23 protein-coding genes and 1 tRNA gene are annotated in these 26,115 nt (G+C 69.2%); 16 read left to right on the top strand and 8 right to left on the bottom strand.

All coding sequences use genetic code 11. The annotated features are described in order from the left end of the window. Positions 1 to 800 precede the first annotated feature (800 nt). Positions 801 to 2,171, top strand: a complete 1,371-nt coding sequence (locus HMPREF2883_RS00970; protein ID WP_218079112.1) for a hypothetical protein — start codon at positions 801 to 803, stop codon at positions 2,169 to 2,171. A 456-nt stretch (positions 2,172 to 2,627) separates the two neighbouring features. Beyond that, a complete protein-coding gene (locus HMPREF2883_RS00965) occupies positions 2,628 to 3,431 on the top strand; it encodes a TetR/AcrR family transcriptional regulator (RefSeq protein WP_256277262.1) in 804 nt (267 codons plus the stop codon). Positions 3,432 to 3,583: 152 nt separating this feature from the next. Here the strand turns inward: HMPREF2883_RS00965 and HMPREF2883_RS00960 are convergent, their stop codons facing one another. Beyond that, positions 3,584 to 4,264, bottom strand: coding sequence for an HAD family hydrolase (locus HMPREF2883_RS00960; protein WP_070658343.1), 681 nt, complete (start codon positions 4,262 to 4,264; stop codon positions 3,584 to 3,586). A 198-nt stretch (positions 4,265 to 4,462) separates the two neighbouring features. On the opposite strand from HMPREF2883_RS00960, the gene HMPREF2883_RS00955 reads away from it, so the two are divergent. Further along, positions 4,463 to 5,473, top strand: a complete 1,011-nt coding sequence (locus HMPREF2883_RS00955; protein WP_081384547.1) for a LacI family DNA-binding transcriptional regulator — start codon at positions 4,463 to 4,465, stop codon at positions 5,471 to 5,473. A gap of 55 nt (positions 5,474 to 5,528) precedes the next feature. Here the strand turns inward: HMPREF2883_RS00955 and HMPREF2883_RS00950 are convergent, their stop codons facing one another. Next, a complete protein-coding gene (locus HMPREF2883_RS00950) occupies positions 5,529 to 8,351 on the bottom strand; it encodes a GH32 C-terminal domain-containing protein (RefSeq protein ID WP_070658341.1) in 2,823 nt (940 codons plus the stop codon). 245 nt (positions 8,352 to 8,596) lie between these two features. Between HMPREF2883_RS00950 and HMPREF2883_RS00945 the strand changes: the two genes are divergently transcribed. From HMPREF2883_RS00945 to HMPREF2883_RS00900, 10 genes are all read left to right on the top strand, one after another. Continuing rightward, complete coding sequence (locus HMPREF2883_RS00945; RefSeq protein WP_070658339.1) at positions 8,597 to 8,902, top strand: PspC domain-containing protein; 306 nt, start codon at positions 8,597 to 8,599, stop codon at positions 8,900 to 8,902. A gap of 469 nt (positions 8,903 to 9,371) precedes the next feature. Next, positions 9,372 to 11,618 (top strand): NAD(+) synthase, encoded by a 2,247-nt coding sequence (locus HMPREF2883_RS00940; protein ID WP_371080150.1) that lies wholly within the window; start codon positions 9,372 to 9,374, stop codon positions 11,616 to 11,618. 302 nt (positions 11,619 to 11,920) lie between these two features. Next, entirely contained in the window at positions 11,921 to 12,361 is a 441-nt protein-coding gene (locus HMPREF2883_RS00935; RefSeq protein WP_070658337.1) for a PTS sugar transporter subunit IIA, read from the top strand. Beyond that, on the top strand, positions 12,361 to 12,852 hold the full coding sequence (locus HMPREF2883_RS00930) for a PTS sugar transporter subunit IIB (protein ID WP_070658335.1): 492 nt from the start codon (positions 12,361 to 12,363) through the stop codon (positions 12,850 to 12,852). Before HMPREF2883_RS00935 ends, HMPREF2883_RS00930 begins: the two co-directional genes overlap by 1 nt. 108 nt (positions 12,853 to 12,960) lie before the next feature. Beyond that, the gene (locus HMPREF2883_RS00925) at positions 12,961 to 13,905 is read left to right on the top strand and encodes a PTS mannose/fructose/sorbose transporter subunit IIC (protein ID WP_070658333.1); all 945 of its coding nucleotides are present in this window, start codon (positions 12,961 to 12,963) and stop codon (positions 13,903 to 13,905) included. A gap of 21 nt (positions 13,906 to 13,926) precedes the next feature. Further along, complete coding sequence (locus tag HMPREF2883_RS00920; protein ID WP_070658331.1) at positions 13,927 to 14,793, top strand: PTS system mannose/fructose/sorbose family transporter subunit IID; 867 nt, start codon at positions 13,927 to 13,929, stop codon at positions 14,791 to 14,793. Between the two features lie 204 nt (positions 14,794 to 14,997). Continuing rightward, positions 14,998 to 15,780 (top strand): HAD-IIB family hydrolase, encoded by a 783-nt coding sequence (locus tag HMPREF2883_RS00915; protein ID WP_070658329.1) that lies wholly within the window; start codon positions 14,998 to 15,000, stop codon positions 15,778 to 15,780. Next, on the top strand, positions 15,773 to 16,372 hold the full coding sequence (locus HMPREF2883_RS00910) for a hypothetical protein (RefSeq protein ID WP_070658328.1): 600 nt from the start codon (positions 15,773 to 15,775) through the stop codon (positions 16,370 to 16,372). The genes HMPREF2883_RS00915 and HMPREF2883_RS00910 overlap by 8 nt, the downstream gene beginning before the upstream one ends. A 72-nt stretch (positions 16,373 to 16,444) precedes the next feature. Then, positions 16,445 to 17,371 carry an HAD hydrolase family protein gene (locus HMPREF2883_RS00905; protein ID WP_070658326.1) on the top strand — a complete coding sequence of 309 codons (927 nt, stop codon included), beginning with the start codon at positions 16,445 to 16,447 and terminating at the stop codon, positions 17,369 to 17,371. A gap of 134 nt (positions 17,372 to 17,505) precedes the next feature. After that, a complete protein-coding gene (locus HMPREF2883_RS00900; protein WP_256277261.1) occupies positions 17,506 to 18,309 on the top strand; it encodes an HAD family hydrolase in 804 nt (267 codons plus the stop codon). A 151-nt stretch (positions 18,310 to 18,460) separates the two neighbouring features. Here HMPREF2883_RS00900 and HMPREF2883_RS00895 read toward each other — a convergent pair whose 3' ends face one another. Both HMPREF2883_RS00895 and HMPREF2883_RS00890 read right to left on the bottom strand, forming a co-directional pair. Continuing rightward, complete coding sequence (locus HMPREF2883_RS00895) at positions 18,461 to 18,907, bottom strand: GNAT family N-acetyltransferase (RefSeq protein WP_070658322.1); 447 nt, start codon at positions 18,905 to 18,907, stop codon at positions 18,461 to 18,463. A gap of 324 nt (positions 18,908 to 19,231) precedes the next feature. Continuing rightward, complete coding sequence (locus HMPREF2883_RS00890) at positions 19,232 to 20,581, bottom strand: serpin family protein (RefSeq protein ID WP_070658444.1); 1,350 nt, start codon at positions 20,579 to 20,581, stop codon at positions 19,232 to 19,234. 311 nt (positions 20,582 to 20,892) lie between these two features. On the opposite strand from HMPREF2883_RS00890, the gene HMPREF2883_RS00885 reads away from it, so the two are divergent. Further along, positions 20,893 to 22,257 (top strand): PAS domain-containing protein, encoded by a 1,365-nt coding sequence (locus HMPREF2883_RS00885; protein ID WP_070658319.1) that lies wholly within the window; start codon positions 20,893 to 20,895, stop codon positions 22,255 to 22,257. 8 nt (positions 22,258 to 22,265) lie between these two features. On the opposite strand, the gene HMPREF2883_RS00880 is transcribed toward HMPREF2883_RS00885, so the two are convergent. The 3 genes from HMPREF2883_RS00880 to HMPREF2883_RS00870 all read right to left on the bottom strand — a co-directional run bounded on the left by HMPREF2883_RS00880 (position 22,266) and on the right by HMPREF2883_RS00870 (position 24,750). After that, positions 22,266 to 23,492 carry a methyltransferase domain-containing protein gene (locus HMPREF2883_RS00880; protein ID WP_070658318.1) on the bottom strand — a complete coding sequence of 409 codons (1,227 nt, stop codon included), beginning with the start codon at positions 23,490 to 23,492 and terminating at the stop codon, positions 22,266 to 22,268. An 87-nt stretch (positions 23,493 to 23,579) separates the two neighbouring features. Then, positions 23,580 to 23,655, bottom strand: a tRNA-Thr gene (locus tag HMPREF2883_RS00875). 165 nt (positions 23,656 to 23,820) lie between these two features. After that, positions 23,821 to 24,750 carry a DsbA family protein gene (locus HMPREF2883_RS00870; RefSeq protein ID WP_070658316.1) on the bottom strand — a complete coding sequence of 310 codons (930 nt, stop codon included), beginning with the start codon at positions 24,748 to 24,750 and terminating at the stop codon, positions 23,821 to 23,823. Positions 24,751 to 24,990: 240 nt separating this feature from the next. On the opposite strand from HMPREF2883_RS00870, the gene HMPREF2883_RS00865 reads away from it, so the two are divergent. Together HMPREF2883_RS00865 and HMPREF2883_RS15810 are read left to right on the top strand one after the other, a co-directional pair. Next, complete coding sequence (locus HMPREF2883_RS00865) at positions 24,991 to 25,482, top strand: hypothetical protein (RefSeq protein WP_256277259.1); 492 nt, start codon at positions 24,991 to 24,993, stop codon at positions 25,480 to 25,482. A 75-nt stretch (positions 25,483 to 25,557) separates the two neighbouring features. Further along, positions 25,558 to 25,872 carry a DNA/RNA non-specific endonuclease gene (locus HMPREF2883_RS15810; protein ID WP_075371309.1) on the top strand — a complete coding sequence of 105 codons (315 nt, stop codon included), beginning with the start codon at positions 25,558 to 25,560 and terminating at the stop codon, positions 25,870 to 25,872. Here HMPREF2883_RS15810 and HMPREF2883_RS00860 read toward each other — a convergent pair. Next, on the bottom strand, positions 25,797 to 26,115 hold a 319-nt coding region (locus HMPREF2883_RS00860), incomplete at its 5' end, for a transposase family protein (protein WP_141758980.1). The genes HMPREF2883_RS15810 and HMPREF2883_RS00860 overlap by 76 nt on opposite strands.

Genomic DNA, 26,115 nt, shown 5'->3' with positions numbered 1-26,115 from the left:
CGAACGCGCGACCTACCCTACGAACGCGAGGCGCTCACTCAATGGGGGCGCTCGGAGGTCGGGGCTCAACGCCCAGTTTCGGGCCCGGACCCCTTCCCGCCCCGAGTCGACCAATGTGCACGAGGGTGGGGATCTACTGGCCGTGGGTTGTGCGTACTGCACGAGCCCCCGACCCCCATGGAGTACGCCCGACGCTCGTGTAGTGGCGCCCCACCCTCGTGGAGTGGACACTGGGCTGCTGGCGGGATCGACTTCGCGGGGTTGTGGGGCGGGGCCGGCCGCGTAGGCCGGTGTCGCGTTCGTACCTTATGCCTCGCGTTCGGGGGTTCAGGGTACGAACGCGAGGGCTACCCTACGAACGCGACGTGCTTACCTAAGGGCGAGCCCGGAGGCCGGGGCTGAACTGGTCAGGCGTGGTGCGTACCGCACGGTCCCCCTGGCAAGCCACCCAACCGGTGTCTCAGAAGTCATGACACTCACCTGTCTCAGAAGTCATGAGACAGCACAGAGAGCCTGACCTACGGGGAGTGCCCCCGCCCCTCCCCAGTAGCTTTCCCCGCCCTCGTGCAGTATGTGCCGAACCCGGCCGGATTCACAGTGCGGTCATGGGGGAGTGCTGCCGCAGTGACAGGCCGGGGCCCAAGAGTGGAGACACGGAGCCCGGGAGCCCCTGGGCGACCTCAGCAACCCCCAGCAACCCCCAGCAACACGGGCACACGACAAGGACAACCGTCGGCGCTGCGGGAGAGTCACGCCACCGCGCTCGCCGTGCCGCCCCTGCTGATTCAAGGAGACGCATCATGACCCTGTCCACACCCACCACCCCAGTTACCCCGGCAGAGGCTGCCGCGGCCGCCGACGCCGCCCTGCGCGGCTGTGATTCGGGGATCTCCTTCACCATGAGGCGTCGCAGTCTCCTCATGGCCGGCTTCGGCCTGGGAGCCGCCGGTCTCGTTGCGGCTTGTGGCTCCTCCGGCGAGGCGATTGCCGCCGGGTCCTCCGGAAGGGGCGGCGGCTCGTCCTCCGGGGCCGCCTCGGCCGCGGCCTCCCGGGCCGCATCCTCCCCCGAGTACCACGAGGCCAGCGCCTCCAACACGCCGCTGTCCGCCGGCACCTGGAGCGGCACCATCGGAGACAAGCAGGTGACCCTCTCCGGGGCCTACCTCGTCGACGGCACCACCGCCACCATCGACGGCGGCACCTTCGAGTCGGCCACCGCCGATCAGGCCGTCTTCCTCGTGGTCAACGGCGGGCGACTGACGATCACCAATGCCAGGATCGCCAAGGTCGGAGACGCCACCTCCAGCGGCCAGCACGGTGTCGACGACTCCTACAGCTTCTACGGCCTCAACTCCGCCGTCGTGGTCGTCGGCCAGGGGTCGAGCGTCACCGTCAGCGAGACGACCCTGACCACTGACGCCTCGGGCGCCAACGCCGTCGTCGCCACCGGCAGTGCCAGCGCCACCGTCACCAGCTGCGCCATCGCCACTACCGGAGAGTCCTCCCGCGGCCTGCACGCCACCTACGCCGGCGTCATCACCGGATCCGACCTGACCATCGAGACCCAGGGTGCCCATTGCGCCGCGCTCGCCACCGACCGAGGTTCGGGAACCGTCACGGTCGACGGCACCAACACCTTCACCACGAACGGCGACGGTTCCCCGTGCCTCTACTCCACCGGGCAGATCACCGTCAGTGGCCTGACCGGTCAGGCCAACGCCTCCCAGGCCGTTGTCGTTGAGGGTAAGAACCACGCCACCGTGTCGAGCTCGACGCTTACGAGCGCCTCCACCAAGGGTGGCGTCATGCTCTACCAGTCCATGTCGGGCGACGCCGCCGACGCCGACGCCACCACGGAGGTCTCCACCCTGGCCATGACCGGCGTCAACCTCACGTGCACCCACAAGGTCCCGATCCTCTACGTCACCAATACCTCCTCCCAGGCGACCCTGACCGGCTGCACGCTAACCACCACCGGCGGCCTGGCCACCGCGGCTGAGGACCGTTGGGGGACAGCCGGCTCCAACGGGGGCGTCCTCGCCCTGACCCTGGATGCCACCGCCTCCGACGGCGCCATCACCGCCGGCTCGGAGTCCTCCTCCATCACCGTGGTGACGGCCAACGGCGGGACGGCCACCGGGCCGACCTCGGGTAACGTCACCGTCTCCTGAGGAGTGGTGACGATCCTGCTCGCTCGGCCTCGGCTCTCCCCGGGGGGGGTGGAGGCTCTGGCTACGGGTATACGGGCGGTGGGTTCACGAGTACCGGCTCTCCCCGGGGGTGGAGGCTCTGTGAGAGCCGACGCATGTATTTGAACCGGAAACAAGAATCTCGCAAGTGTTACACAACTGTGACCATCATGGTGTTGCCGCATGAACCTGGGTGGAATCATAAGATGTTCTGAGTGGTAGCGGGAAGATGTGGTGGCCTGCAATCCCAGCAGCCCCAGCAGACCGCGTGGTCGGGGAACTCTGTGCTGGTAGGAGCTGGTTAATTGTGTGAAAACCGAGACCAAGTCGTCACTCACGTCACGAGGAGGGCACGTGGAGGTCACACTTGAGCGGATTATTCCGTTGAAGGCCTTTCTGCCTTGCAATTCCCTTACTGGAAGGTGCCATGATTCGGCCATGAACACTGTCAGTACCCCGACTTCGCCCCAAGCTGCCCCGGCTAGGCGGCGCGGACCCGGGCGCCCCCGAGCGGGCAGCGAGGACAAGCGAGCACGCATCCTCAACGAAGCCGTGGTTCTCTTCGGAGAGCACGGGTATGCCGGCACCTCCCTGGCCGACATCGCCAACGCGGCAGACATTTCCAAGGCCGGACTCCTGCACCACTTCTCCTCCAAGGACGAGCTCTTCTGCAAGGTGCTGGAGCGTCGTGACCGCGAGGATGCCCTGAGCATTCTCGCGGAGTCCCCGGCCGTCGAGGGTGACGCCGCCGAGGCCCCCGTCGACACCGTCGGCAACCTGGACACCCTCGACGTCGCGGGTGACTCCGACCTGGACGGCAACCCCTGGGCCCTGCTGGAGCGCTACATCGAGCTGCTCGAGCGCAACGTCGCCCACCGGGACCTCACGGCGATCTACACCGCGACGGCGGTCTCGGTCCTCGACGCCGACCACCCCGCGCACCGGTGGATGGCCAACCACCTCAACAGCGCCGTCGAGCGCTTCGAGTCCAGCTTCGAGGCCGGCAAGACCGCCGGGCTCGTGGACCCGCAGATGCCCTCGCGCCTCGTGGCGCGCAGCCTGGTCGCCCTCGTCGACGGCCTCCAGCTGCAGTGGCTGTGCTCGACGACGCCCGGGACGGCCGCCGCGGAGGCCCTGTCCACCGACCTGGTGGCGGAGATCCGCCTCTACACCGAGTGCCTGCGCAGCCGGTGGGAGGTCCAGGAGACCCCGGAGACTCCTCAGCGGCCCAAGGCTGCCTGACAGCCAGGTGCCGCGTCGCACCGGCTCGGCACCATACGAATCCGCACCAGCATCCCTATCCATCCCATCCGGCTCGGGAACCTTTCGTTCCCGAGCCGGTCCTGTCCGTGGGTGTCGGTCGTGAGCTGGTGCCCGCCTGGCGCCGGTCCGGTTCAGCGCTCCGCCCACAGCAGCAGGTGCGGGGTGATTGAGGCCAGGTCAGGGACGACGACGAGGCCGGGGTCGGCCGGGAAGTGCTTGGTCGCTCCGATCTGCACGACGTGGATCCCGTTGCCTCGGGCCGAGGCCGCCCCTGTGGGGGAGTCCTCGACGACGACGCAGTCCTGAGGGCGCAGGTCGAGGCGCTCGACCGCCGTGGCGTAGGGCAGCGGATCGGGCTTGGCTCCGACGCCGTCGTCACCGGTGACCAGGACGGCGAAGACGTCGCCGAGCGCGGAGGCCACCTTCTCGACGATCGGGCGCGGTGAGGCCGAGACGATTCCCTGGGCCAGCCCCACCTCCGAGAGCGCCGAGGTGATCCGCAGCGCTCCGGGCACCAGGGGAGGGGCTGCGCTCACGGAGGCCTCGACGTCGTGCGCGATCGCCTCGAAGACCTCCTGCGTGGCCGGGTCGTCCCAGGAGCGGGTGGCGCCGGTGGCGGCGATGAGCTCGCGGGCCTGACGGATCGAGGCCCCCGTCATCTGGGCGACGAGCTCGGGGCGCGGGTTGCCGCCCAGGGCCTTGCAGTGGTGGATGAAGGCCTCGTCCCAGAAGGGCTGGGAGTCCATGAGGGTGCCGTCCATGTCCCACAGGACAGCGCGCACCGTGAAGTTGGGAGTGGGGGATGGCGTCATGAGAAATAGCCTAGCCGGAGGGTGCCGTGGCGCACAGGGGCCGGGTGCGCTGCCTCATGACCCGCCTGCCGGCGCTCAGGGTTATGCGCTGCGTCGTCGTCCTGGCAGACTGCCGTCAGGACGCCAGGAGGTGCACGCGCCCGACCCCAACGGGGTGTGCAGGTGGCGGCGCAGTCGGAGGGGCCGGGAGGAGACCGGGTGGGGGACACCTACAGGACCACGATGGCGGACGTGGCCAAGGCGGCCGGCGTCTCGCGCACCACGGTGTCCTTCGTACTCAACAACCGCGACGGCGCTCGTATCCCACCGCAGACCCGTGAGCGCGTCCAGCAGGTGGCTGCTGAGCTCGGGTACCGCCCGCACGGTGGGGCGCGGGCCCTGGCCTCGCGCCGATCCTCCCTGATCGGCCTGGTCTCCGAGATCGTCACCAGTCCCTTTGCCGCCGCGACGATCCGCGGGATCCAGGACACCGTCCGGGCCGCCGGCTACACCCTGTTCATCGTGCCGACCTCGACGGAGGCCAGCGTGGATGCCGAGGCCTTCGAGACGCTGCTGAAGTCCCGGGTCGAGGGGATCATCTACGCCACCGGCTGGAACTGCCGGGTCCGCATGCCGGCGCAGGCCCGCGAGATCCCCACCGTCCTGGTCCACTGCATCGATCCGGTCTCCGGCCTTCCCTGCGTGCGCCCTGACGAGGAGCAGATGGGGCGCCTGGCCGCGCAGGCGCTCTTGGAGGGCCATCACCGCGACATCGGCGTCATCGAGCTCGACCCCAACGACGGCGAGGCCGCCCCGAGACGGCGCGTCGGCTGCCGGGCCTACCTGGAGCAGGCCGGCATCCCCTGGAGCACCGTGCACGTGGCCGTCGGCCACGGCACCGCCCGGGACGGGTACGCGGCCGCCTCCCGCCTCCTGACGGACGATCCCTGGCTGACCGGGCTGGTGTGCGGCAACGACTGCATGGCAATGGGTGCCTATGCCGCGATCCGTGAACAGGGGCTGAGGGTGCGTGAGGACGTGGCCGTCATCGGGATCGACGACCAGGAGCTCATCGCCGACCAGGTCCATCCGGCACTGACGACGGTCGCGCTGCCCTTCGAGGAGATGGGCCAGGTGGCCGTCTCCCACCTGCTGGCCCTCATGGAGGGCGAGGAGGTGCCCGCTGAGACGCTCCTGCCGGGCACAATCATCCGTCGTTCCTCGGCCTGACGGCGCGTCACACCGCCTCTCCGGTCTGGTCCCCGGGCCGTGAGGGGTGGGGTGCTCAGGAGCGCCGACGGCGCAGGCGCAGCGCGTAGGCGCCGGTCGCGGCGGCGGCCGCCCCCAAGATGCCGAGAGCCAGGGACGTGCCGGTGCGGGCCAGCGGGAACCGGGCCGAAGCACTCCTGCCTGCAGCTGCGGCAGTGGGGCTCGCCGACGCCGACGCCGCCTTCGCCTGGCCGCGGGCCGGCTCCTGGACGGCCGGCTTGCCGGGCCCGGGGGAGTCGGGGCCCTCGGCCGGGGCGCCCTTATCCTGAACGGACCCCAGGTGCCACAGGCTCAGGGAGCCCAGATGCGCCGTGCCGCCCTCGGCGTAGAGCGAGACCCCCGTGGCGTCCTGTTCGGGGTAGACGGTCTCGGTGATGACGGGGGTGCCGTCGGCCGCGAAGACCTCCACGGAGTGGGCGTCGACGACGATGCGCAGGTGGACCTGGCCCTTGCTGTCCGGTGACAGCGGCGCCGTGGCACGGCCCGGGAACTTCGGGGAGAAGTCGGTGACCCCGGAGTGGGTACGGTCCACGACGAGCTGCTTGGCCTTGGAGTCGTAGCCGATGAGCGTGTACTGCTTGCCGTTGTCGAGGACCTTGAGGCCGGCGAAGGAGGAGGAGCCGGGTTTCAGGTCGACGCTGATGTCCAGGGAGGTGCCCTGGGCGGCCTGACCGAGGGAGGTCTCGCCCGCCGGGATGTCGGTGTTCGCCCGGGTGAGCTCCTGCCCCGTGCGCAGGGACTCCAGGGCGGTGACGGGCTGGGCGGTCAGGCGCAGCTTGCCGCCCACCCGGGTCAGCCCCATCTCGCGCACCGTGGACATGGCGGTGCGCCAGGTGGTGGTGGGCAGGTCGTGCACGTAGGCCCAGTTGCTCATCCAACCCACCTGGTAGCGCTTGCCGTTGGGGACATTGTTCCAGGTGACGGCCGCGTAGTAGTCCTTGCCGTAGTCCAGGCGCGGGACGACGTCGGCCCCGGAGAAGGCCTTCGTGTCCGACTGGAGGATCTGGTCGACCATGAGGTGGCCCCAGTCCTCGGCGTTGCCGTTGTGGTCCTCAATGACCAGGCGGGCCTTGCGGCCCTTGTAGGCCGTTACGTCCATGCTCGTCCACTCCAGGGTCCCGGAGTTGTTGCCGGTGGCGGAGGCGACGACCTTGCCGTCGACGACGAGGTTGACCGAGGTGTTGTCCGCGATGGGGGAGGCCTTCTTGTCCGAGGCGCGCACCTCGTCCAGGAGGATGTGTCCCCAGGGGCCGGTGGCCGTGTCGGTGACGACGATCTGGGCGGACTTGCCCTTGAGGTCGCTGACGTCCCAGCTCTGCCAGTTGAGCTCCTCCAGGTTGCGGCCGGTGGCCGAGCGCACCACCTTGCCGTCGACGACGAGCTCGACGACGCTCACCCCCGAGCCGCCCTCGGCATCGCCCTCGGGGCGCGGGTTGTTGCCGCCGCCCACGAGGAGGTTGAGGTAGGCGGAGTCGATGGTGAAGGTCGGTGAGGTCGCGGTGCCGGTGGTGGCATCCGAGCCCTGCCCGTTGCTGACGTCCAGGTAGGTGTTGAGCAGCCCGGCGCTGGAGTGGTTGACCAGCGGCTGCTGGCCGGGGGTGGCGCCCTGAGGGGGCGTGGCCCCGAAGGCGTTGCCCTCCACGGTCCAGCCGTCCCAGGAGCCGTCGAAGCCGGCCAGGAGCCGGCCGCCGCCGTTGTCTCCGGTGGCCTTGGGGTTGTAGGGGTGCTTGCCGCCGGCGGTGCGCAGGTTGATGTAGGACGAGGAGACGGTGAACTCATCCGAGGTCAGCGTGCCGGTGTCGGCATCGCCGCTGCCGAAGGAGTCCACGTAGGCCTTGCCCTGGTGCCCGGGCAGGTCACCGGTGGCCGGGCCCGAGCCGAAGGCTACGCCGTCGGCCTTCCAGCCGGCGTAGCCGTTCTCGAAGTCGGCCAGGGTCGAGCCCTCCTCGCCGGTGTAGTGGGGGATCTCGTCAGGGGTGAAGGTGGAACCGTCCCAGCTGCCCACGAAGTACTGGGCGGAGTCGGCCACCGTGACCACGAGGACCCACTTGGTCTCCTTGGAGCTGCCGTCGACCGGCAGCGGGAAGAAGTCCGGGCACTCCCACACCGCCGAGGTGATGCCCTCCCCGCCGAAGCTGGACTGCTCGGTCCAGTGGATGAGGTCGGGGGAGGAGTAGAAGGAGACGCGGTGCTCAGTGGCGTGGGAGACCACCATGGTCCAGCGCCCGGAGGTCTCGTCCCAGAAGACCTTCGGGTCGCGGAACTCGTGGGAGCCGATGTCCAGGACCGGATCCCCGTTGTTGTACAGGTTCCAGGTGCGGCCCTTGTCCGTGGAGTAGGCCAGGGACTGGGACTGGTTGCCGCCGACGTCGGCCCGCGTCCACACCGCGATCATGGCCGGGTTGTCCGGGCTGCCCAGGCCGGAGGTGTTCTTGGTGTCAATGACCGCCGAGCCGGAGAACACCCCGTACTGCGAGGTGTGCGGGATCGCCACGCCCAGCTCCTGCCAGTGGACCAGGTCCTTGGAGACGGCGTGGCCCCAGGACATGTTGCCCCAGTCCGAGCCCTCGGGGTTGTACTGGTAGAACATGTGGTACTCGCCGTCGTAGTAGACGAGCCCGTTGGGGTCGTTCATCCAGTTCTTCTGGGGGGTGTAGTGGGTCTGCGGACGCCACCGCTCGCCGGATTGGCCGGCCTTCGGCGGCGCCGGTGCGGTCGGGGAGAGGGAGACCGGTTGGGCCTGGCCGGAGGCGGCTGCGGGCATGGAGGCCAGCGTAGAGCCGGCTGCCAGCAGGCAGAAGGCGGTCAGGGCGCTGAGTGCTCGGACGGTCCGACTCATGTGCTGTCCTCCGGGAAACGGGCTCGGCGTGAACGGGCAGGGGCGCCGTTGCGGGGCGGTGCGGTGCTCAGGGGCTGCTGCCCGTCTCCTACGCCGATCCGATAACGCGCGTTAGCGCCGGTAATAAACTACGCGGACCTTTGATGCTGAGCAAGCAGTCAGGGGTGAGTCCCGATCAACATCGGGGACTTCTCAGGGTGCTCCCCGATAGCGGACGGCAGGCCCCAGCACCCAGACTTGTTGCCATGACGCAGCAGCAGTACCCCGGTCAGTTCAGCCAGTCCGCCCGCTTCGAGGGCGGGGGCACCTCCTCCAGCCGCTCGGGCGAGTTCCTCCGTTTCCGCGACTCCCTGCCCCGGCGCTCGCGTGAGCACCGCATTCTCGGCGGCGTCTGCGGGGGTCTGGCCGAGGCCTGGAACATGCCCGTGAGCGCGGTGCGCGTCGGGGTGATCCTGGCCAGCTTCCTGCCCGGCCCCATGTGCCTGGTCTACGTCGCGGCATGGTGCCTCATGCTCGACGAGCCCGCCCCCGCCCAGTACTGCCAGTACTGACTGTTCTCAGCCTGCCCGGGCGGGTCCGAGCCGACTGGCCCGGGCCGTCACAGTCCTCCGGAGACCTTTAGCGCTCTGGTAACACAACCCCTACCAGACTCACGACTACCACATCGGCCGAGGACGTCGACGTCTTCGACCTCGTAGAAAGAAAGGTGATGGCTGTCTCTTCGCTCTCCTCAATGCTTCTCTCCTGCCGTCTCTCCGTCACTCGCTTTCTCCTGACGCATGCCCGTCCCTGCCGCCACCGGTTCCAGGCGGCGCCTCGGGTCCACGCGTGAGTGATGGGCTGCGCCCGCCTCGTCGCCCCCGGTTCCACGGGTGACCTGGTGGGCGCAGCGTGCTGCTGAGTAGGTGTCATCGATGCGTGCGGGGGCAGAGCCGCTGCTCCCGCACGCATCGAGTGCCCCGGTCGCGACATGAGGGCGGCGGTCTCGCGGGAAGGCGCCGTCGATGGGAGGATCAAGCCGTGACCAACACCGTGAATGACGCCAATGACGCCAACGCCGCCGTGACTGCTCCAGCGGCCGACATCGAGTTCTTCTCCGCCTACGACCAGGGCTTCGCCCGCGTCGCCGCCGTCACCCTGCCGGTGGTGCCCGTCGACCCGGCCGCCAACGCCGCCGCCATCATCGAGCAGGCCCGCACCCTGGCCGACGACGGCGTCTGCCTGGCCGCCTTCCCCGAGCTGTGCCTGACCGGCTACGCCATCGACGACCTCCTGCTGTCCGACGTCCTGCTGTCCGACGTGCTCACCGCCATCGAGACCCTGCGCGCCGCCAGCGCCGACCTCCTGCCCGCCCTCGTCGTCGGCGCCCCCCTGCGCCTGGGCGACCGCCTCTACAACTGCGCCCTGGTCATCCAGGGCGGACGGGTGCGCGGCGTCGCCCCCAAGTCCTACCTGCCCACCTACCGGGAGTTCTACGAGAAGCGGCACTTCGCCCCCGGCGACGCCCTGCCCGCCGGAGTCGAGAGCATCGAGCTGCCCGGCGTGCGCGGCGGTTCCGGCAGCACCGAGAGCGCCGACGGTACCGAGCCGGTCGCCCGGGTCCCCTTCGGGGCGAACCTCCTGTTCGAGGTCGACGACGTCGCCGGCCTGACCTTCCACGTCGAGGTCTGCGAGGACATGTGGGTGCCTGTCCCGCCGTCGTCGCTGGCGGCGCTGGCCGGGGCGACGGTCCTGGTCAACCTCTCCGGCTCGCCCATCACGGTGGGGCGGGCCGAGGACCGTGAGCTGCTGGCCCGCTCCTCGTCGGCCCGAGGGCTGGCCGCCTACCTCTACGCCGCCGCCGGGCAGGGCGAGTCCTCCACGGACCTGGCCTGGGACGGCCAGACCCTCGTCTACGAGAACGGCGAGCTGCTCGGCTCCACCGAGCGCTTCCCCGACGGGCCGCGCGCCACCGTCGTCGACGTCGACATCGAGGGCCTGCGCGCCGAGCGCCTGCGCCAGGGGACCTTCGCCGACAACGCCCGCACCCTGAGCGCCCCGGTCGCCGGCTCGCCTGCCGCGGCCATCACCTTCACCGACCCGGCGTCGTTCCGACGCATCCGGATCGGCGCCGCCGACCTGACGGCCCCGCGCACGGACATCGGCCTGCGCCGCCGCGTGGACCGCTTCCCCTTCGTGCCCGACGACCCCGCCCGGCTCGCCCAGGACTGTTACGAGGCCTACAACATCCAGGTGGCCGCCCTCGTCCAGCGCCTGGGGGCCATCGGCAACCCCAAGATCGTCATCGGCGTCAGCGGCGGCCTGGACTCCACCCACGCCCTCATCGTCGCCGCCCGCGCCATGGACCTCCTGGGCCGGCCCCGCTCGGACATCCACGCCATCACCATGCCCGGCTTCGCCACGAGCGCCGGCACGCGCCGCAACGCCGAGGACCTCGCCGTCGGCCTGGGCTGCACCTTCGAGGAACTCGACATCCGGGCCACCGCCACCCAGATGCTCACCGAGATGGGCCACCCCTACGGTGAGTACGCCCGCACCGGGGTCCTGCCCGAGGGGGTGAGCGAGCGCGAGCTCTACGACGTCACCTTCGAGAACGTCCAGGCGGGCCTGCGCACCGACTTCCTCTTCCGCATCGCCAACCATCGCGGCGGCATCGTCCTGGGCACCGGGGACCTCTCCGAGCTCGCCCTGGGCTGGTGCACCTTCGGGGTGGGCGACCAGATGGCCCACTACGGCGTCAACGCCGGCATCCCCAAGACCCTCATCCAGCACCTCATCCGCTGGGTGGTCGCCGAGGGACTGTTCGACGACGCCGTCGGGCGCCCGCTGCTGTCCATCCTGGACACCGAGATCAGCCCCGAGCTGGTCCCGGCCGAGGCCGGCGGCGCCATCCAGTCCACCCAGGCCAAGATCGGCCCCTACGCCCTGCAGGACTTCACCCTGTGGCACGTGCTGCGCCGCGGCTCACGCCCCAGCCGCATCGCCTTCCTGGCGCACCGGGCGTGGGCGGACGCGCAGAGCGGGGACTGGCCCGAGGGGCTGCCGCAGGCGGAGAAGGTGGCCTACGACCTTCCCGAGATCCGGCGCTGGCTCGAGCTGTTCCACCGGCGCTTCTTCACCAACCAGTTCAAGCGCTCCACCCTGCCCAACGGGCCCAAGGTGGTCGCCGGCGGCTCGCTGTCCCCCCGCGGCGACTGGCGCATGCCCTCCGACGCCGCCGCGACCGCCTGGCTGGCCGAGCTCGAGCGCAACGTGCCCCGGGCGTGAGGCCCCGCAGGCGGCCAGGACTATTGTCCTAGGATGTGATGCACAACACAATATGGCGTCTTAGGTGCCCCTTGTTCGGGATTGATGCGAATAAAACGCATACTTGCAGCGAAAACGTCCGGTGACGTGCGGGTAACGCGCGTTACCTTCGTTGGTTTTGTGCGCTTCTGTGTGAAAGTGGTGGGCGACTTAGTGGTGGCGATCACCCTGATCCTTTTTATCGTCGCCATGTCACACACGTTGCTGTTGCCCAGGCCATACGCACCTTTGGCGGCAGCCCGGATGGGAAAGGTCCCCCGCCCATGGTCTGCCTGGTCATAGCCGCGCACGGACACTTGGCTGAAGGTCTTGTCGCCTCCTCATCGATGATCGTCGGTCCCAGTGACGACGTCGTCGCCGTCACCTTCGAGCCCTCCGAGGGTCCCGACGACCTGCTGGCGAAGTACGCCGCCGCGGTCGAGGCCTCCTCCAGCCAGGAGTACCTCATCCTCGTCGACCTCTTCGGCGGCAGCCCCTACAACGCCGCCGCCCGGTTCGCAGCGGGACGCGACGACGCCGACGTCGTCACCGGCGTCAACCTGCCCATGGTCATCGAGGTCCTGTCCCGTCGTCTTACCGGCGCCGGCCTCGCCGAGCTCGTGGAGGCCGCTCGCACCTCCGCCGTCGACGGCGTCAAGGTCCTCTCCGAGGTCTTCACCCCTGCCCCAACCACCACTTCCGATGATGAAGGAGACGAGCTCTGATGGACGTCAAGCTCCTGCGTATCGATTCCCGCCTGGTCCACGGACAGGTCGCCAACAACTGGGCCGGATCCCTGGGCGCCGAGGCCATCCTCGCCGTCTCCGACGGCGCCGCCAACGACGAGCTGCGCAAGACCCTCATGCTGCAGACCGGCGGCGGCAAGGTGAAGGTCCACGTGCTGGGCGTGGAGAAGGCCGCCCGCGTCTACAAGAACCCCAAGTACGAGAACCTCAAGGCCGTCATCGTCGTCGAGACCCCGGCCGATATCGTGCGTCTGCTCGACCTGGGTGTGGACGCCAAGGAGGTCAACGTCGGCGGCATGACCTTCAAGCAGGGCACCAGCCAGGTCTCCCAGGCCGTCTACGCCAGCCCCGCCGACGTCGAGGCCTTCAAGGAGATCGACTCCCGCGGCATCAAGCAGTACATCCAGCAGGTGCCCTCCACCGCGAGCTCCGACCTCATGGGAGCCCTCAAGGAGAAGGGCCTGCTCTAAGGACACGGCTCCGTCCCCAGACCTCCCTCAGACACCTCCATCCCGTCGCCGCTCGGTGGCGGGCGCAGTCGGAGTGTGCTGTCAACCCTCACATGAGAGAGACATACCGTGCATGACATCAATCTGATCCAGATCATTCTGGTCACGCTCGTGGCGTTCGTCGCGGGCATGGCCAGCGTCCTGGACGAGCGGCAGTTCCACCGCCCGCTCGTCGCCTGCACCCTGACCGGTATCGCCATGGGCAGCCCCACCATCGGCATCATGGTCGGTGGAACCCTGGAGCTCATCGCCCTGGCCTGGATGAACGTCGGTGCCGCCATGGCTCCTGACGCGGCCCTGGCCTCCACCGTCTCCACTGTCGTGGCCGTAATATTCGTTCATCAGGGAGTTGCCCAGGGCGATGCCATCAACCAGGCCGTGACCGTGGCGGTGCTGGTGGCCGCGGCGGGGCAAGGGTTGACGATCTTCGTGCGAACGATCGCCATCTTCTTCGCCCATCAGGCGGACCGCTTCGCCGAGCAGGCCAACTACCGGGGCATTGCCATTATGCACTTCACGGCCCTGGGCCTCCAGGGGCTGCGAGTGGCCGTTCCGACGGCTGCCGTCGCCATCCTGGCCAACGGTGAAGCCGTGAGGGGCACCCTGGACTCCATTCCCAAGGTCATCACCGAAGGGCTCAACATCGCCGGCGGCTTCATCGTCGTCGTCGGTTATGCCATGGTCATCAACATGATGAAGGCGCGCAAGCTCATGCCCTTCTTCTTCCTGGGCTTCGTCGTCGCCACCTTCGCCACCACCATTACCTCCCACAGCGGAACAGTTGTGGATCAGCGTCATGAGCAGTTCAAAGGCATGGCCCACTGGATCGTCAGCTCCACGCCCACCTCCATCTCGCTTGTGGCTCTGGGCATCCTGGGGGCATGCCTGGCCGTCATCTACGTCCAGCTCAACCCCGAGTTCCACGACTCCGTGCGTTTGCCCGCCGCCTCCCCCGCGGCCGGCGGCGGCTCCAGCAGCGACCTGGACGACGACCTCGACGACGAGCTCGACTGAGCTGGAAGAAGGAAGACTCTCATGACTACTGAAACCGCTCCGGCCACCTCGGAGAAGATGCTCAACAACCGCGATCTCATGCGGATGTACTGGCGCTCCACCTTCCTGCTCGGCTCTTTCAACTTCGAGCGCATGCAGGCCATGGGCTTCTGCTACACGCTCATGCCCGCCATCCGGAAGTTCTACCGCAACGACAAGAGCGCCCAGGCCGCCGCGCTCAAGCGGCACCTGGAGTTCTACAACACCCACCCCTGGGCCTCCTCGGTCATCTTCGGAGTCACCGCCGCCATGGAGGAGCAGAAGTCCAAGGGTGAGGACATTGGCGAGGACGCCATCACCAACGTCAAGATCGGCCTCATGGGGCCGGTGGCCGGTATCGGCGACCCCATCTTCTGGGGAACCGCCCGCCCCGTCCTGGCGGCATTGGGTGCCTCCCTGGCTCTCAATGGCTCGATCGTGGGCCCGCTGCTGTTCTTCGTCGGTATCAACCTCCTGCGCGTTCTCACTCGCTGGTACGGCCTGAAGGTCGGCTATGAGCGGGGGACAACCCTGGTCGCTGAGGTCGGCGGCGGCCAGCTCAAGAAGATCACCCAGATGGCCGCCATCATGGGGTTGTTCGTCATGGGGGCACTGGTGTCGCAGTGGACCAAGATCTACTTCCCACTGGTGGTCTCCCAGGTCGAGAACCGAGACACTCATATCGTCACAACGACGACCCTTCAGGACGTCCTCAACCAGCTGCTGCCCGGTCTGGCGGCGTTGGGGCTCACCTTCCTGTGCATGTGGCTGCTCAATAAGAAGGTCAATGCCCTGTGGATCATCCTGGGCATGTTCGTCGTCGGCATCCTGGGACGCTGGGCCCACATCCTGGGAGTTCCGGGAGCCTGACGGCCCGGCTCACGCCACTCGTCACGGAGCGGGGAAGACCCGGGGAGGGGCTTCCCCGCTCCACGCGCTCGGTAGAATGCTCGGGGCTCCCGCCGGATCTCTGGCACACCACCAGTGCTCCGTTGCGACCGTCCGACGCCTTCTCCCGACTCTCCGCCTCCCCCAACTGTCAGCGCCCTCCGCCCCCTGCAGCAAGGAACCCGCGTGACCCGACTCCTCGTCACCGACCTGGACGCCACCATCGTCTTCGACCGCACCGTCTCCCCGGCTGACCGCGAGGCCATGGCCCGCTGGCGGGCCGCCGGCAACCTCCTGGCCGTCGACACCGGCAAGTCCTCCTTCGCCACCCGTGACGTCCTGGCGCCCCTGGGCGTCGACTTCGACTACGGCGTCGTCTTCACCGGGGCGGTCCTCATCGACGGCGACTACCAGGTCCTCTCCGCCCGCTTCCTGCCCGACGGCGTCGCCCGCGACGTGGCCGCCCGCACCGTCGACCTGCCGGAGGTGACCACCTACGCCACCACCATCGAGACCGACTACATCCTGGCCGACAACAACGAGGAGATCTCCTCCATCCTCGCGGTCTTCGAGCACCTGACCCTGGAGGAGATGGACTCCCACCGCTTCATCGGCGTGCCCCTGCGCGTCACCGACGGCGCCCTGCGCGAGCGCCTCCACCACGACCTCAGCCAGCGCTGGGAGGGCGTCCTGGACTGCCACCGCAACCAGGAGTTCCTCGACGTCGTGCCCGCCGGTGCCACCAAGGGCGCGGGCCTGCGAGCCCTCCTGGACGGGCCCCTGGCGGGACGGGATATCGAGGTCTGGACCATCGGCGACTCCTGGAACGACCTGGACATGCACGCCGTCGCCGACCACGCCGTCGCCCTGCCCTGGTCCCCACCGGAGGTGACGGCCGCATGCGAGACGACCGCGGGCTCCATGGCCGAGCTCATCACCACGATTCTGGAAGGCGACCAGCATGAGTGAGAACAGCAAGACCGACGCCGGAAGGACCCTGGGCACTCGGGTGCGCGACTGGTTCAACGGCGGGGATCCTGACGGGCGTACCAAGCTCCGTGCCTGGGCCACCGGGGACGACGGCCGCTGGCGCGGATACACCCACTCCATGGGCAAGTACGTCACCTGGCTCATGGTCATCGCCTGCGTCCTCTACCCCTTCACCCGGGGGATCGGCTCGATCCTGGCCCTGCTCGTGGCCATCTTCCTCATGGGCGGGCGCGCCATGATCGAGCGCCAGGTGCGCCGCGACGTCTCCGACCTGGAGGAGGCCAAGCGCCAGTGGGGGCTCACCCGCAACCCCGAGTACCTGCGGTTCATGACCCTGCGCGCCGAGGGGCTGCTCGAGGACAACAAGATCCTCACCCCCGACTCGCGCAGCCTCCTGCAGGACTATGCCCAGTGGGCCCGTGAGCGCCAGGAGCGCGAGGACAAGAAGCAGGCCAAGAAGGCCCGCAAGGCGGAGAAGAAGGCCCGCCAGGAGAGCGCGGGTCACGAGGCTGACGAGTCCGCTGACGCTGCTGCGAAGAATGAGGAGAATAAGGCTGCTGACGGCTCCTAGCGACTCCCGGGCGGCTCGCGGGCCGCTCTGAGGCGGCTGGAGACCGGCAGAACCTGAACGGAAAGGACTCCCATGCCACGCAGGCTCATCTCCACCGACCTGGACGGCACCATCGTCTTCAACGGGACGATCTCGCTGCGTGACCGCGAGGCCATGGCCCGGTGGCGGGCGGCCGGCAACCTCCTGGTCATCAACACCGGCAGGTCGGTCTCGGCGCTGGAGCACGTCGTGGTGCCCATGGGCCTGGAGTTCGACAACGCCATCCTCTACACGGGGGCCGCCATCGTGGACGAGGACATCAGGGTGCGTTACTCGACTGCCCTGCCGGCCGGCGTCGTCGAGGACATCCTCGACTTCGTCGAAGGGGCGCCGGGAGTCACCGTCTTCACCACCGGGCTGGACGAGGACCTGCTCGTCTACGACACGATCGGCTCCGGCTCCGAGCTGCTGACGCTGTTCCGGCCGGCCACCCGGCGAGAGCTGGACGGGCGCGAGGTCATCGGGGTGCCGATGCGCTTCACCGACCCGGAGATGGCCGCACGCACCGAGACCTACCTGCACCGGCGCTGGGAGGGGCAGGCGGTGGGCTTCCGCAACCAGGACTTCATCGACGTCGTGCCGGCCTCGGCCTCCAAGGGGGCGGGCCTCAGGCAGCTGGTGGCGAGCCTGGCTGAGCCGTCCGTCGGGGAGGCGATCGGGGTGTCTGGGGAGGGCGCGTTCGGGACGGGAGTAGCCGGCGGGGCCGGGGAGGCTGCGACGGGTGTGGCCGGCGAGGCGACGGCTGGCGGCTCGGCGGGGCTCGGCGTCGGCTCGGGCCCGCTGGAGCCGGTGGAGACCTGGTCGATCGGGGACTCCTGGAATGACATCTCCATGCACGCCGCCGCCGACCACTCCTACGCCCTGCCCTGGTCGCCGCCGGAGGTGGTGGCCCAGTGCGACGGCACGGTCTCCAGCCTCGCCGACCTCATTGACTCCCTCATGGGGCGACCGACGCTCTAGCCTCCACACACTTCGACCAAAACTTCACAATCGACGCGGCTCCGGGTCTGTTGTGAAGATTCGGTCGAAGTGTTGCGGCATTGGTGCACTGACGCGCGCGGCAGGTGCGGGCGGCGCGGGCTATGCTCGCCGGCATGCGCCTGCTCGCCACGGATCTCGACGGCACCCTTGTCTTCCACCACGTCGTCGGGCAGGCCGACGCCGAGGCCCTCGTGCGCTGGCGGGCGGCCGGCAACCTCCTGGTGCTGGCCACGGGGCGTTCGGTGCGGCTGGTGCAGCACGCCGTCGAGGTGGCTCGGGCCTCGACGTCCATCGGCCTGGACTACGACTATGCCGTGTGCGCCACGGGCACGACCGTCATTGATGCCGCCGGTCAGGTGCACCGCACCCGGACGCTTGAGGCCGGCCAGGTGCGGGCGGTCGTGCGGGCAGTCGGCGACGTCGCCCAGGCCCCCGTCTCCGTGTTCGCCTCGACCCTCGAGCGCGACTACGTGCTGGACGACCCGATCGGCCTGTCCACTGACCAGCGCACGCCGCCGGACCGCTTCACCGCGGCGCCCCTGTCGCAGGTCGCGGGCCTGGGGGTGACGTCGATGCCGCTGCACATCTCGGATGCTCGGGCCGCTGCGGCGCTCGCCCGGGGCCTGGAGGAGACGGTGGACGGCATCAGCTGCACCCGCTCGACCGGCTTCGTGGACGTCACGGCCGCGGGGGAGTCCAAGGGAACGGGCCTGGGTCGGCTCGCTGAGTTCCTGGCCGAGCAGGGCGTGGAGGTCAGTGAGGTGGCCGCCGTGGGCGACTCCTGGAATGACATCTCGATGTTCGAGCGGGCCGACGTCCCCTGCGCGATGGCCGGCGCCCCGGGCGAGGTCGTCGAGGCCGCCGGCGGGCGCACCACCCCGAGCGTGGCTGCCTTCATTGACGCCCTGCTGGCCTGAAGATGGGCCTGCTCACTTCACCGGCGCTTCCCGTCCGCCCGCCTTGGGTGCCCACACTTCGACAGAAACTTCAAAAAAGACGCGGCTCCGGGTCGTTTCTGAAGATTCGGTCGAAGTGATGGCGGCGGGAAGGGGCCGCGGGGCGTGCTGCTCAGGCCTTGGCGTAGCGGTAGACGTTGGTCTCCCGCAGCTTGAAGCCGGCGCGGCGGTAGAGGCGGTTGGCGGCCTCGCGCGAGGGCCGGGAGGTGAGGTCCACCGTGCGCGCGCCCAGCTTCCCGGCATGCTCGACGGCGGCCTCCACGAGGGCCTGCCCGGCGCCCTGGCCGCGGGCGTCGCCGTCGACGACGACGTCCTCCACCCAGGCGCGCAGGCCCGTGGGGATCGTGAAGGTCGCCAGGGTGAGCATGCCCAGGATCGGAGCGCTCTGGCCGGCCTCAGCCTCGGGTCGGAAGACGAAGAGGAAGACCCCCTCCTGAGCGATGAGGGCCTCGCACTGCTCGGCGCTCAGCGCCGGGGCGCTGCGGGAGAGCTGGGGGATGAGGCGCTCCATGGCCTCGACGATCTCCGGGCTGGAGGTGGTGACGAGCTCGACGGTCATGAGGAGTTCTCCTGCTGGTTGAAAAGGGGCGGCGGGCCGAGACGGGCTGGTTCCCGCAACGGCTTCCTGTCAGCCCTGGAGCCTACCGTCTGGAATCGTTCCGGGCGGCAAGTCGTCCCACCGACCGGAAGAATCCGGCGGCGTGCCTCGGCCAGTGGGGTGCCGTGGCTGGGTGTCTGAGCGATACGGCTGGACCGGTGGGATGGGAGCCTCGGCCGACGAGGTGGGGCGCCTTAGCTGTACTTCCCTGTGAGGTTGTGAACGCGGCTGGCGAGGTGGGGCACCTTGGTCTGTGGAGAATGCCCCGGCCGCCAGCGGGCCCGGTCAGGCCGGGTCGCCGATCTCCTTGACGGTGGGATCCATGATGGCGGCCTCGAGTAGGGCGGTGCCGCTGGTCAGGTCCCGCAGCCGCAGCACGTAGGGGTGGTCCACCGTGAACGTGATCGGCTCGGGCGGCGGCTCCTCCCCCGGCGCCGCCATCTCCGCTGCTTGGGCCTCGCTCAGGGCTGCTGCGACGGTGCCTTCCTCGTCCAGGATGAGGCGCACCTGCTGGACCACCTGGGTCAGTCCGAGCCCGGGCGCGATCTTGTCCAGGCCATCGGTATTGAGCCCCTGCTCCTTAAGGAAGTCGAGGAGCTCCTTGGGGTGGGAGGTGAGGTCCAGCTTGGGCAGGGCCAGCTCCACGTCGCGTTTCCTGGCGGAGTCGAGGGCCTTGGAGGCTTCCGCCCACGTCCCGGCGTCCATGGCGCCCGGCAGGGTACCGGCGTCGGGCAGGACGACGTCGAGAGCGAGGTCGGAGTCCCTACCATCCTCCCCGCTGGCGTAGGCCAGGCGCACTGCCGCCCAGCCCTTCCCGGTGGCGTGGGGGATGGAGCGCGTGTCGTGCATGAGGTCTGCCTTGACGGTCTTGCCCCCGGCGAGCGTGAAATCCTCCTGGTGGGTGCTCTCGGCCGTGAAGGGGGAGTCCCACTGGGCCGCGAAGAGCAGCGCGTTCTGCACCACCAGGCGCGTGTCCTGGGTGACCTTGATGCCACTGTTCGGGATGAGGCCGGCCGTGTTGCGCGAGGCCCAGGCGTCAAGGTTCTCCTTCATGGAGTCCACGCCGACCTGCTCGATCTCGGTGGAGAACCAGCGCAGCACCGCATCGAGGTAGGTCTGCTTGACCTTGAAGTCCTTCCTATCGGCGATGAGGACGTGGTTGGCCAGGTGGACGAGCGGCTTGTCCGGGACCTTGTCCGGGTCGAAGCCCTTGAGTTCGCCGTCGTAGCGGTTCAGGGAGGTCTGGATGGCCGACCAGGCCCGGTCGCGGTCCTGGCCCGAGAGTCCCAGGAGCGCGTCATAGCCCTGGGTGGAGGCATCCGTGGCGCCGTCGGCCAGGATCGCCAGGACGAGGGCGAGGCTGAGCGGGGAGGCCATCGCCGTGGCGGCCGAGTCCTCCTTGAGGTAGTGGGTCAGGAGCTTGCTCCCGAGCTGGTCACAGGCACTGGCGGCCTTGGCCGCCTGGGAGGCGACGTCGGAGAGGCTGACCTTCTCGTGGGCGACCTTGGAGGTCAGCTGCGTGCCCGACGCCAGGGAGCAGCCGCCCAGCAGCGCCGCTGCAGCGGGAACCAGGGCGCCCAGTGCCAGCAGCTGGCGGCGGGCCAGGCCGCAGTGGTCGGAGTCCGATGGGCTCATCATGGGATCACGTGGGGTCATGACGCCAGGTTAGGGAGCCCGCCCAGCCCTGTCAGGGCCTTGACGCGCTCCCTTCATGGGGAGTCATTCCCGGGCGCCGTGCCGGCGGGCCCGCTGCGGCCTCCGCCCGCGACCGCTCGATCGGCAGAAAACAGCCCCATCGCGCCGTGGCCACTGTGATTCGTCCTCCCACCGGGATCGGCCGCCTCGAAGGCCGGTCAAGAGTAGGCTTCCGACCAAGGTCCCACAACGCCCCGCAGCCGCCGCAGTTCGGACGCCGCGCGCCTGCACCGCCCCAAGGAAGGTCACTCATGGTCGAGTCCGCAGCTCCTGTCGAGCACGTCTTCGCCGTCGACGAGCTCTTCTTCTCCACCACGGACTCCCACGGGCGCATCCGCCGCGCCAACTCCACCTTCATGCGCCTGTCCGGCTACCCGCGCGGCGCCCTGGTGGGGCGGGCCCACAACGTGGTGCGGCACGCGGACATGCCCGCCGGCCTGTTCCGCTCCATCTGGGACGCCATCGAGGAGGGCCGGGCCGCCAGCGCCTACATCACCAACCGCTCCTCCGATGAGGGCCACTACCGTGTCTTCGCCACGATCGTGCCCTCCGGCTCCGGCTACCTGTCGGTGCGCACCCTGCCGATGCTCACTGACCTGCGCGACGACATCGAGGCCGCCTACGCCCGGGTTCGCGACGTCGAGGAGGCCTCCGCCGCGGCAGGCTCCACCCGCCGGGAGGTGGCCGCCGCCGGGCAGGCCGCTCTCCAGGCCGAGCTGCAGGCCCTGGGCTACGCCGACGCCATCGACTTCACCCGCCGGGTGCTGGTCGCCGAGGTCGGCGAGCTGCTGGCCCACGGCGTCGGCATCCCCGACAGCCCGCAGGCCGAGGGCCCCGTGGCCCGGATCCTGGGCGCCATGGGCCGGATCGAGGCCGAGACCGCGGGGCTGGTCGGCATCCTCCAGGAGGGCCAGCGGCTCGCCGACCTCCTGGGCAAGCGGGCCGGCGAGATCGAGGCCCTCTCGACCCGCTTGGGCACCCTGCGTGAGGCCATGCGTGCCGTCGGTGCTGACGTCACGACCCTGGGCCACGGGGAGCAGGCCGACGACGTCGCCGCACGCTGCCAGCAGGTCGACGCCCTGGTCCTGGAGTGCTCCGAGCAGCTCCGCCCACTGAGCAGCCAGATCGAGGCGCTGCGCGGAGACCTGGACTCGGTGAGCTTCCGCGTCGCCCTGGCCCGCCTGCACAACCTGGCCGCCGGGGCCTTCGCCCTGCAGATCCTCGAGGGCCAGGACGAGGTCGACGCCAACGACGCCGTCGGCAGCCTCACCGAGCTGTGCTCGGCGCTGAGCGACGGCGCCGACAACCTTACCCAGCGCGTCGACCTGCTTGACGCGCGTCGCGAGCTGGTGGGAGGCGAGCTGGATGTCGTGGCCGAGGACCTCGGCGTCATCCAGGGCCCGATCCTGGAGGTTCTCGAGGCGGCCGCAGCCGCCGGCGCCGGGCAGGCCGACTCCGTGACCACCGCCCGCACCCTGGCCGAGCAGGGCTTCGGCGAGGCCCGGGACCTGGCCGACCTGGCCGTGCGCCTGCGCGACCTCGAGGTCCCCTTCGAGGCCGAGGCCATCAACAGCGCCCTGGCCGACGTGCGCGCCGCCCTGGCCGAGCTCGAGTAGCCGCGGGCTCAGTCCCGCACCAGCTCCACGAGCACCTCGGCGTGATCGGTGTGCGGGAACATGTCGAACAGGCGCGAGCGCACCACCCGCATCGAGGGCAGGTGCACCAGATCCGCCGCCAGCGTGCGCGGGTTGCAGGAGGAGTAGAGCACCCGGCCCACGCCGGAGGCCTCGATCCGAGTGGCCAGCTGCTCCCCGATCCCGCGTCGGGGCGGGTTGACCACGAGCAGGTCCGGGCGCTGCGGCCCGCCGACGCGATCCCCGGCGGCCGGGTCCAGGACGCGGGCGTCTCCGGCCTCGAAACGCACCAGGTCGGGGTCCAGTCCCATGAGGTCGGCGGCCGCGCGCGCCCCGTCGATGGCCGACGCCGAGACCTCCACCCCCAGCACCCGGCGGCCGGGCGCCGCCAGGGCAAGGGCGAAGCCGCCGACGCCGCAGAACAGGTCCCACACCCGGGCCGGCCGGGCCTCCTCGACCCAGTCGCGGGCGGTGGCGTAGAGGGCCTCGGCCACGGCCGTGTTGGTCTGGAAGAAGGAACGGGTGGGCAGGTAGAGGGGCAGCTCGACGCCGTCGGCGCGCAGGCCTGCTTGGCCTCCGCCATCCGGTGACGGCAGGCTCAGGCGCATGAGGAGGCGGTCCTCCTCGGTCAGGAAGATCTCCTCGGGCCCCTCGATGACGGCCTGGTGGACGCTCTGGATGTTGACGGCGGCCACCGCCAGTTGGGGCAGGCGCCGACGCAGGTCCGGCACGGCGGCGCGCAGCCGATCCAGATAGCGGCGGGAGCGCAGGACGAAGCGCACCATGAGGTCGTCGTCGGGCGAGGCGGTCACCAAGACGTACTTGAGCTCGCCGCGGCGCGCGGGCACGTCGTAGGGGCGCAGGCCCAACTCGGTGACGAGGCCGGCCAGCACCGGCAGGGCCGCCTCGATGGCAGGCACGTGCAGCGGGCAGGTGCGCAGGTCGACGCCGCACCCGGCGCCATCGAGGATCCCCAGGGTGGGGTGGGCGGCGGTCCCGGCCACCGCCATCTTCGCCTTGTTGCGGAAGCCGGTGGGGGCGCTCGCCGCCGGCGCCTGCCACAGCTCGGATGGGACATGCTCGGCCAGGAGGGCGGCGACGCGGGACTGCTTGGCGGCCAGCTGGGCGGGCATCGGCAGGGACAGGTGGGGGCAGGAGCGGCAGGTGCCGGCGTCGTGGAGGGCGCAGGACGCCGCGTCTGCTGCGGTCACCGACATGTCCCCTCCCGGTGGTGCGCTCGTGGCCGGGCCGTGGGTGGGGCTGCGACAGGAGCGGCCGGGCCCCGGACGGCTGCGGGTGATGAGTGGAGCCGCTTGTCGGACTCGAACCGACGACCTGCTGTTTACAAGACAGCTGCTCTACCAACTGAGCTAAAGCGGCGCGCGGCCGGCCAGGCGGCCGCAGGTGCGTGGGACAGTCTGACACAGACCGCCCCGGGGCGGGAAACCGGGGGAGACGGGCTGCGCTCGTCGCCGTCCGGGCCCGTGGGTGCCGGGAGGAGGCCTGTGCAGAGCCGCCGCCCCGGCGGCGGGTCCCAGCGTGGGATCAGCCCTGCTGAGTCGGCTGCGGGCTGGGCTGCTGAGATGCCTGCTGGCTGGGCTGCGCCGTCGGGGTGGCGGCAGCAACGAGCTCGGTCAAGGAGGTCTGCGTCTGGAGCTTGCTCAGGTCGACCTTCTCACCCTTGAAGAAGATGGTGGGGGTGCTCTGCAGGTCCCTGGCGGCGAAGGCCTCGGTACCAAGCTTGACCCACTTGCCGTACTTGTCGGAGTCGATGGCCGCCTTGAACTTGTCGGAGACCTCCTTGGGGACGTTCACCTTGGTGGCGGCGGCCACCAGGCCCTCCACCGTCATGTTCTTCTGGCTCTTGGTCTGAATGGCCTGGGCGAGGATCTCGAAGGCGGCGCCATGGAAGCTCAAGGACTGGGCCGGGGCCTCGTCGAGCACCACGCCCATCGCGTTCATGACCGCGCTGGTCCACTCCTGATCGAGGATCTTGGCGGGGTGAAGGGCCAGGGTGATCTTCTTGCCGCTCAGGAGCTGGTTGATCTCCTGGGTGTGGAGGACGTCGAACTCGGCACAGTGAGGACAGGAGTAGTCGAAGTAGATGTCCAGGATGGGGGCTGCGGCGGCGACGGTGTCGAGAGTGGAGCCCTCGCCGTAGGTCCAGGAGGCATCGGAGAGGACCTGCTTGGGGATACCACTCTGATTCGCCTTCGCAGTGGCCAGGCCCTCGCTCGGCGCGGGGAACTTCGACGACGCCTTGTTGTCCTTGGTGCCGTTCTTGGCCTCGACGCCGCGGTAGACGAGGTAGCCGAGTCCGCCGGTCACTCCCAGGCCCGCGACCCCGATGAAGCTGCGGCGGGCGATCGTGTTGCGGCGCTCGCGGCGGGCTGAGGCCTCGCGCAGCTCCTTGGCCTTGAGGCGCGCGGCCTCACGGCGCTGGGCCTTGGTCTGGCGGGGCTGGTTACTGGACACGCGGTGCTCCTTGTGGTGCGGTGACGAGCGGACGACCAGGAAGACGAATGGTCAATGAGTGACTGTTGTCGTGACGTCATTCTGCCCGAGGAACCTGGAGGAAACCACGCCTGGTGTCTGCCGGTGGCGGATTGTGACGCATCGGTCGTCGTTGGTTCGTTGCGTGCAGCCGGGGTCGGGCAGAATCGGGGGAATCAGACCGCGTGGTCCGGAATCAGCCGGGCAGAGAGGATTGTGACCATGATGGATGGACCGATGGACGGCCCCATGCGCGGCATGATGGATGGGCCGATGGGTGGCCAGATGGAGGACCAGATGGTCCTGCTCCAGAACATGTCGACCGACTGGGGAAACTGGATGCAGTCCGTGGACGCCCAGGAGGTCGTGGTGGAGGTTGAGGGCGTGGGGACGCGCGCCGCCGTGACGAGCCGCGTGCTCAGGCCCCGCGGCATTCTGCGTCGCGCCCAGTGGGCCGAGAATGAGATGCCCGTTGAGCTGGTCCGTGAGGCCGTGCGCCTGCGGGCGCTCATGGCCCACCCCCGTGGTGGAACCTGGACCTGGGCGGCGCTGTCCATGAAGAGCAGCGAGGGCTACAAGCTCATCTCCGACTTCGACTACGATCGCGAACCGGTCCTCGACCCGCCGTACACGGCGGAGGACTGCGCCAAGGAGCTGGAGGTCTTCCCCCGTGACCCCGGTGCGATCCCCGACTGGATGAAGATCGGGCTCTGAGGACCGGAGTAAAAGGTATCCGGCTCATGTGAACGCCAGTACCAGCCAAAAAGTTACCAACGATAGGCGCGGACGGTGCGTCTGGAGATCGACAGGCTTGACAAGGTCGGTGAGGCGTTCCGGTCGAGGTCTAGTTACATCCAGTCCAAGGTAAACAAGTACGGTAGTGAACTTGCCGCTGACATTGATCAGCGGTATGAGGGTGGACACATTGTGGGCGACCAGTTCGGTGGGCCGCCGGAGGAGATCAATACCGTGGCAATGCTTGAGGAGGTGAACCAGACGCGTGTCGGGAAGGAGTCAAAGAGGCTTATTCATGGGGTGTATGTGAATATGAGTCCGAGGATGGCGGTGATGGTTTCTGGGAAGGTGTCTAGTGGTCTTGTGTAGTCGGTGTGCAGGATTCTCCAGGTCTTGATGTTGGCGATGACTTGCTCGATCTTGTAGCGGACCTGGTTGACGGTCTTGTTATAGGTCTTGTCGTCTGGGTGGAGCGGCAGGTTCGGAGGTTTCCTCTTCGGGGTGATCATTCCCAGTCCGATGTACCCCTTGTCGCCGATGTGCTGCGGTGGTGGGGATCCGTCCGGGATGTCAAGCAAGCCGCTGCGGCGCAGGGCCTTGGCGTCGTGCGTG

The sequence above is a fragment of the Actinomyces sp. HMSC075C01 genome (assembly GCF_001812965.1).
Taxonomy (GTDB): domain Bacteria; phylum Actinomycetota; class Actinomycetes; order Actinomycetales; family Actinomycetaceae; genus Actinomyces; species Actinomyces acetigenes.
This window is presented reverse-complemented; position numbering and strand designations above follow the sequence as displayed.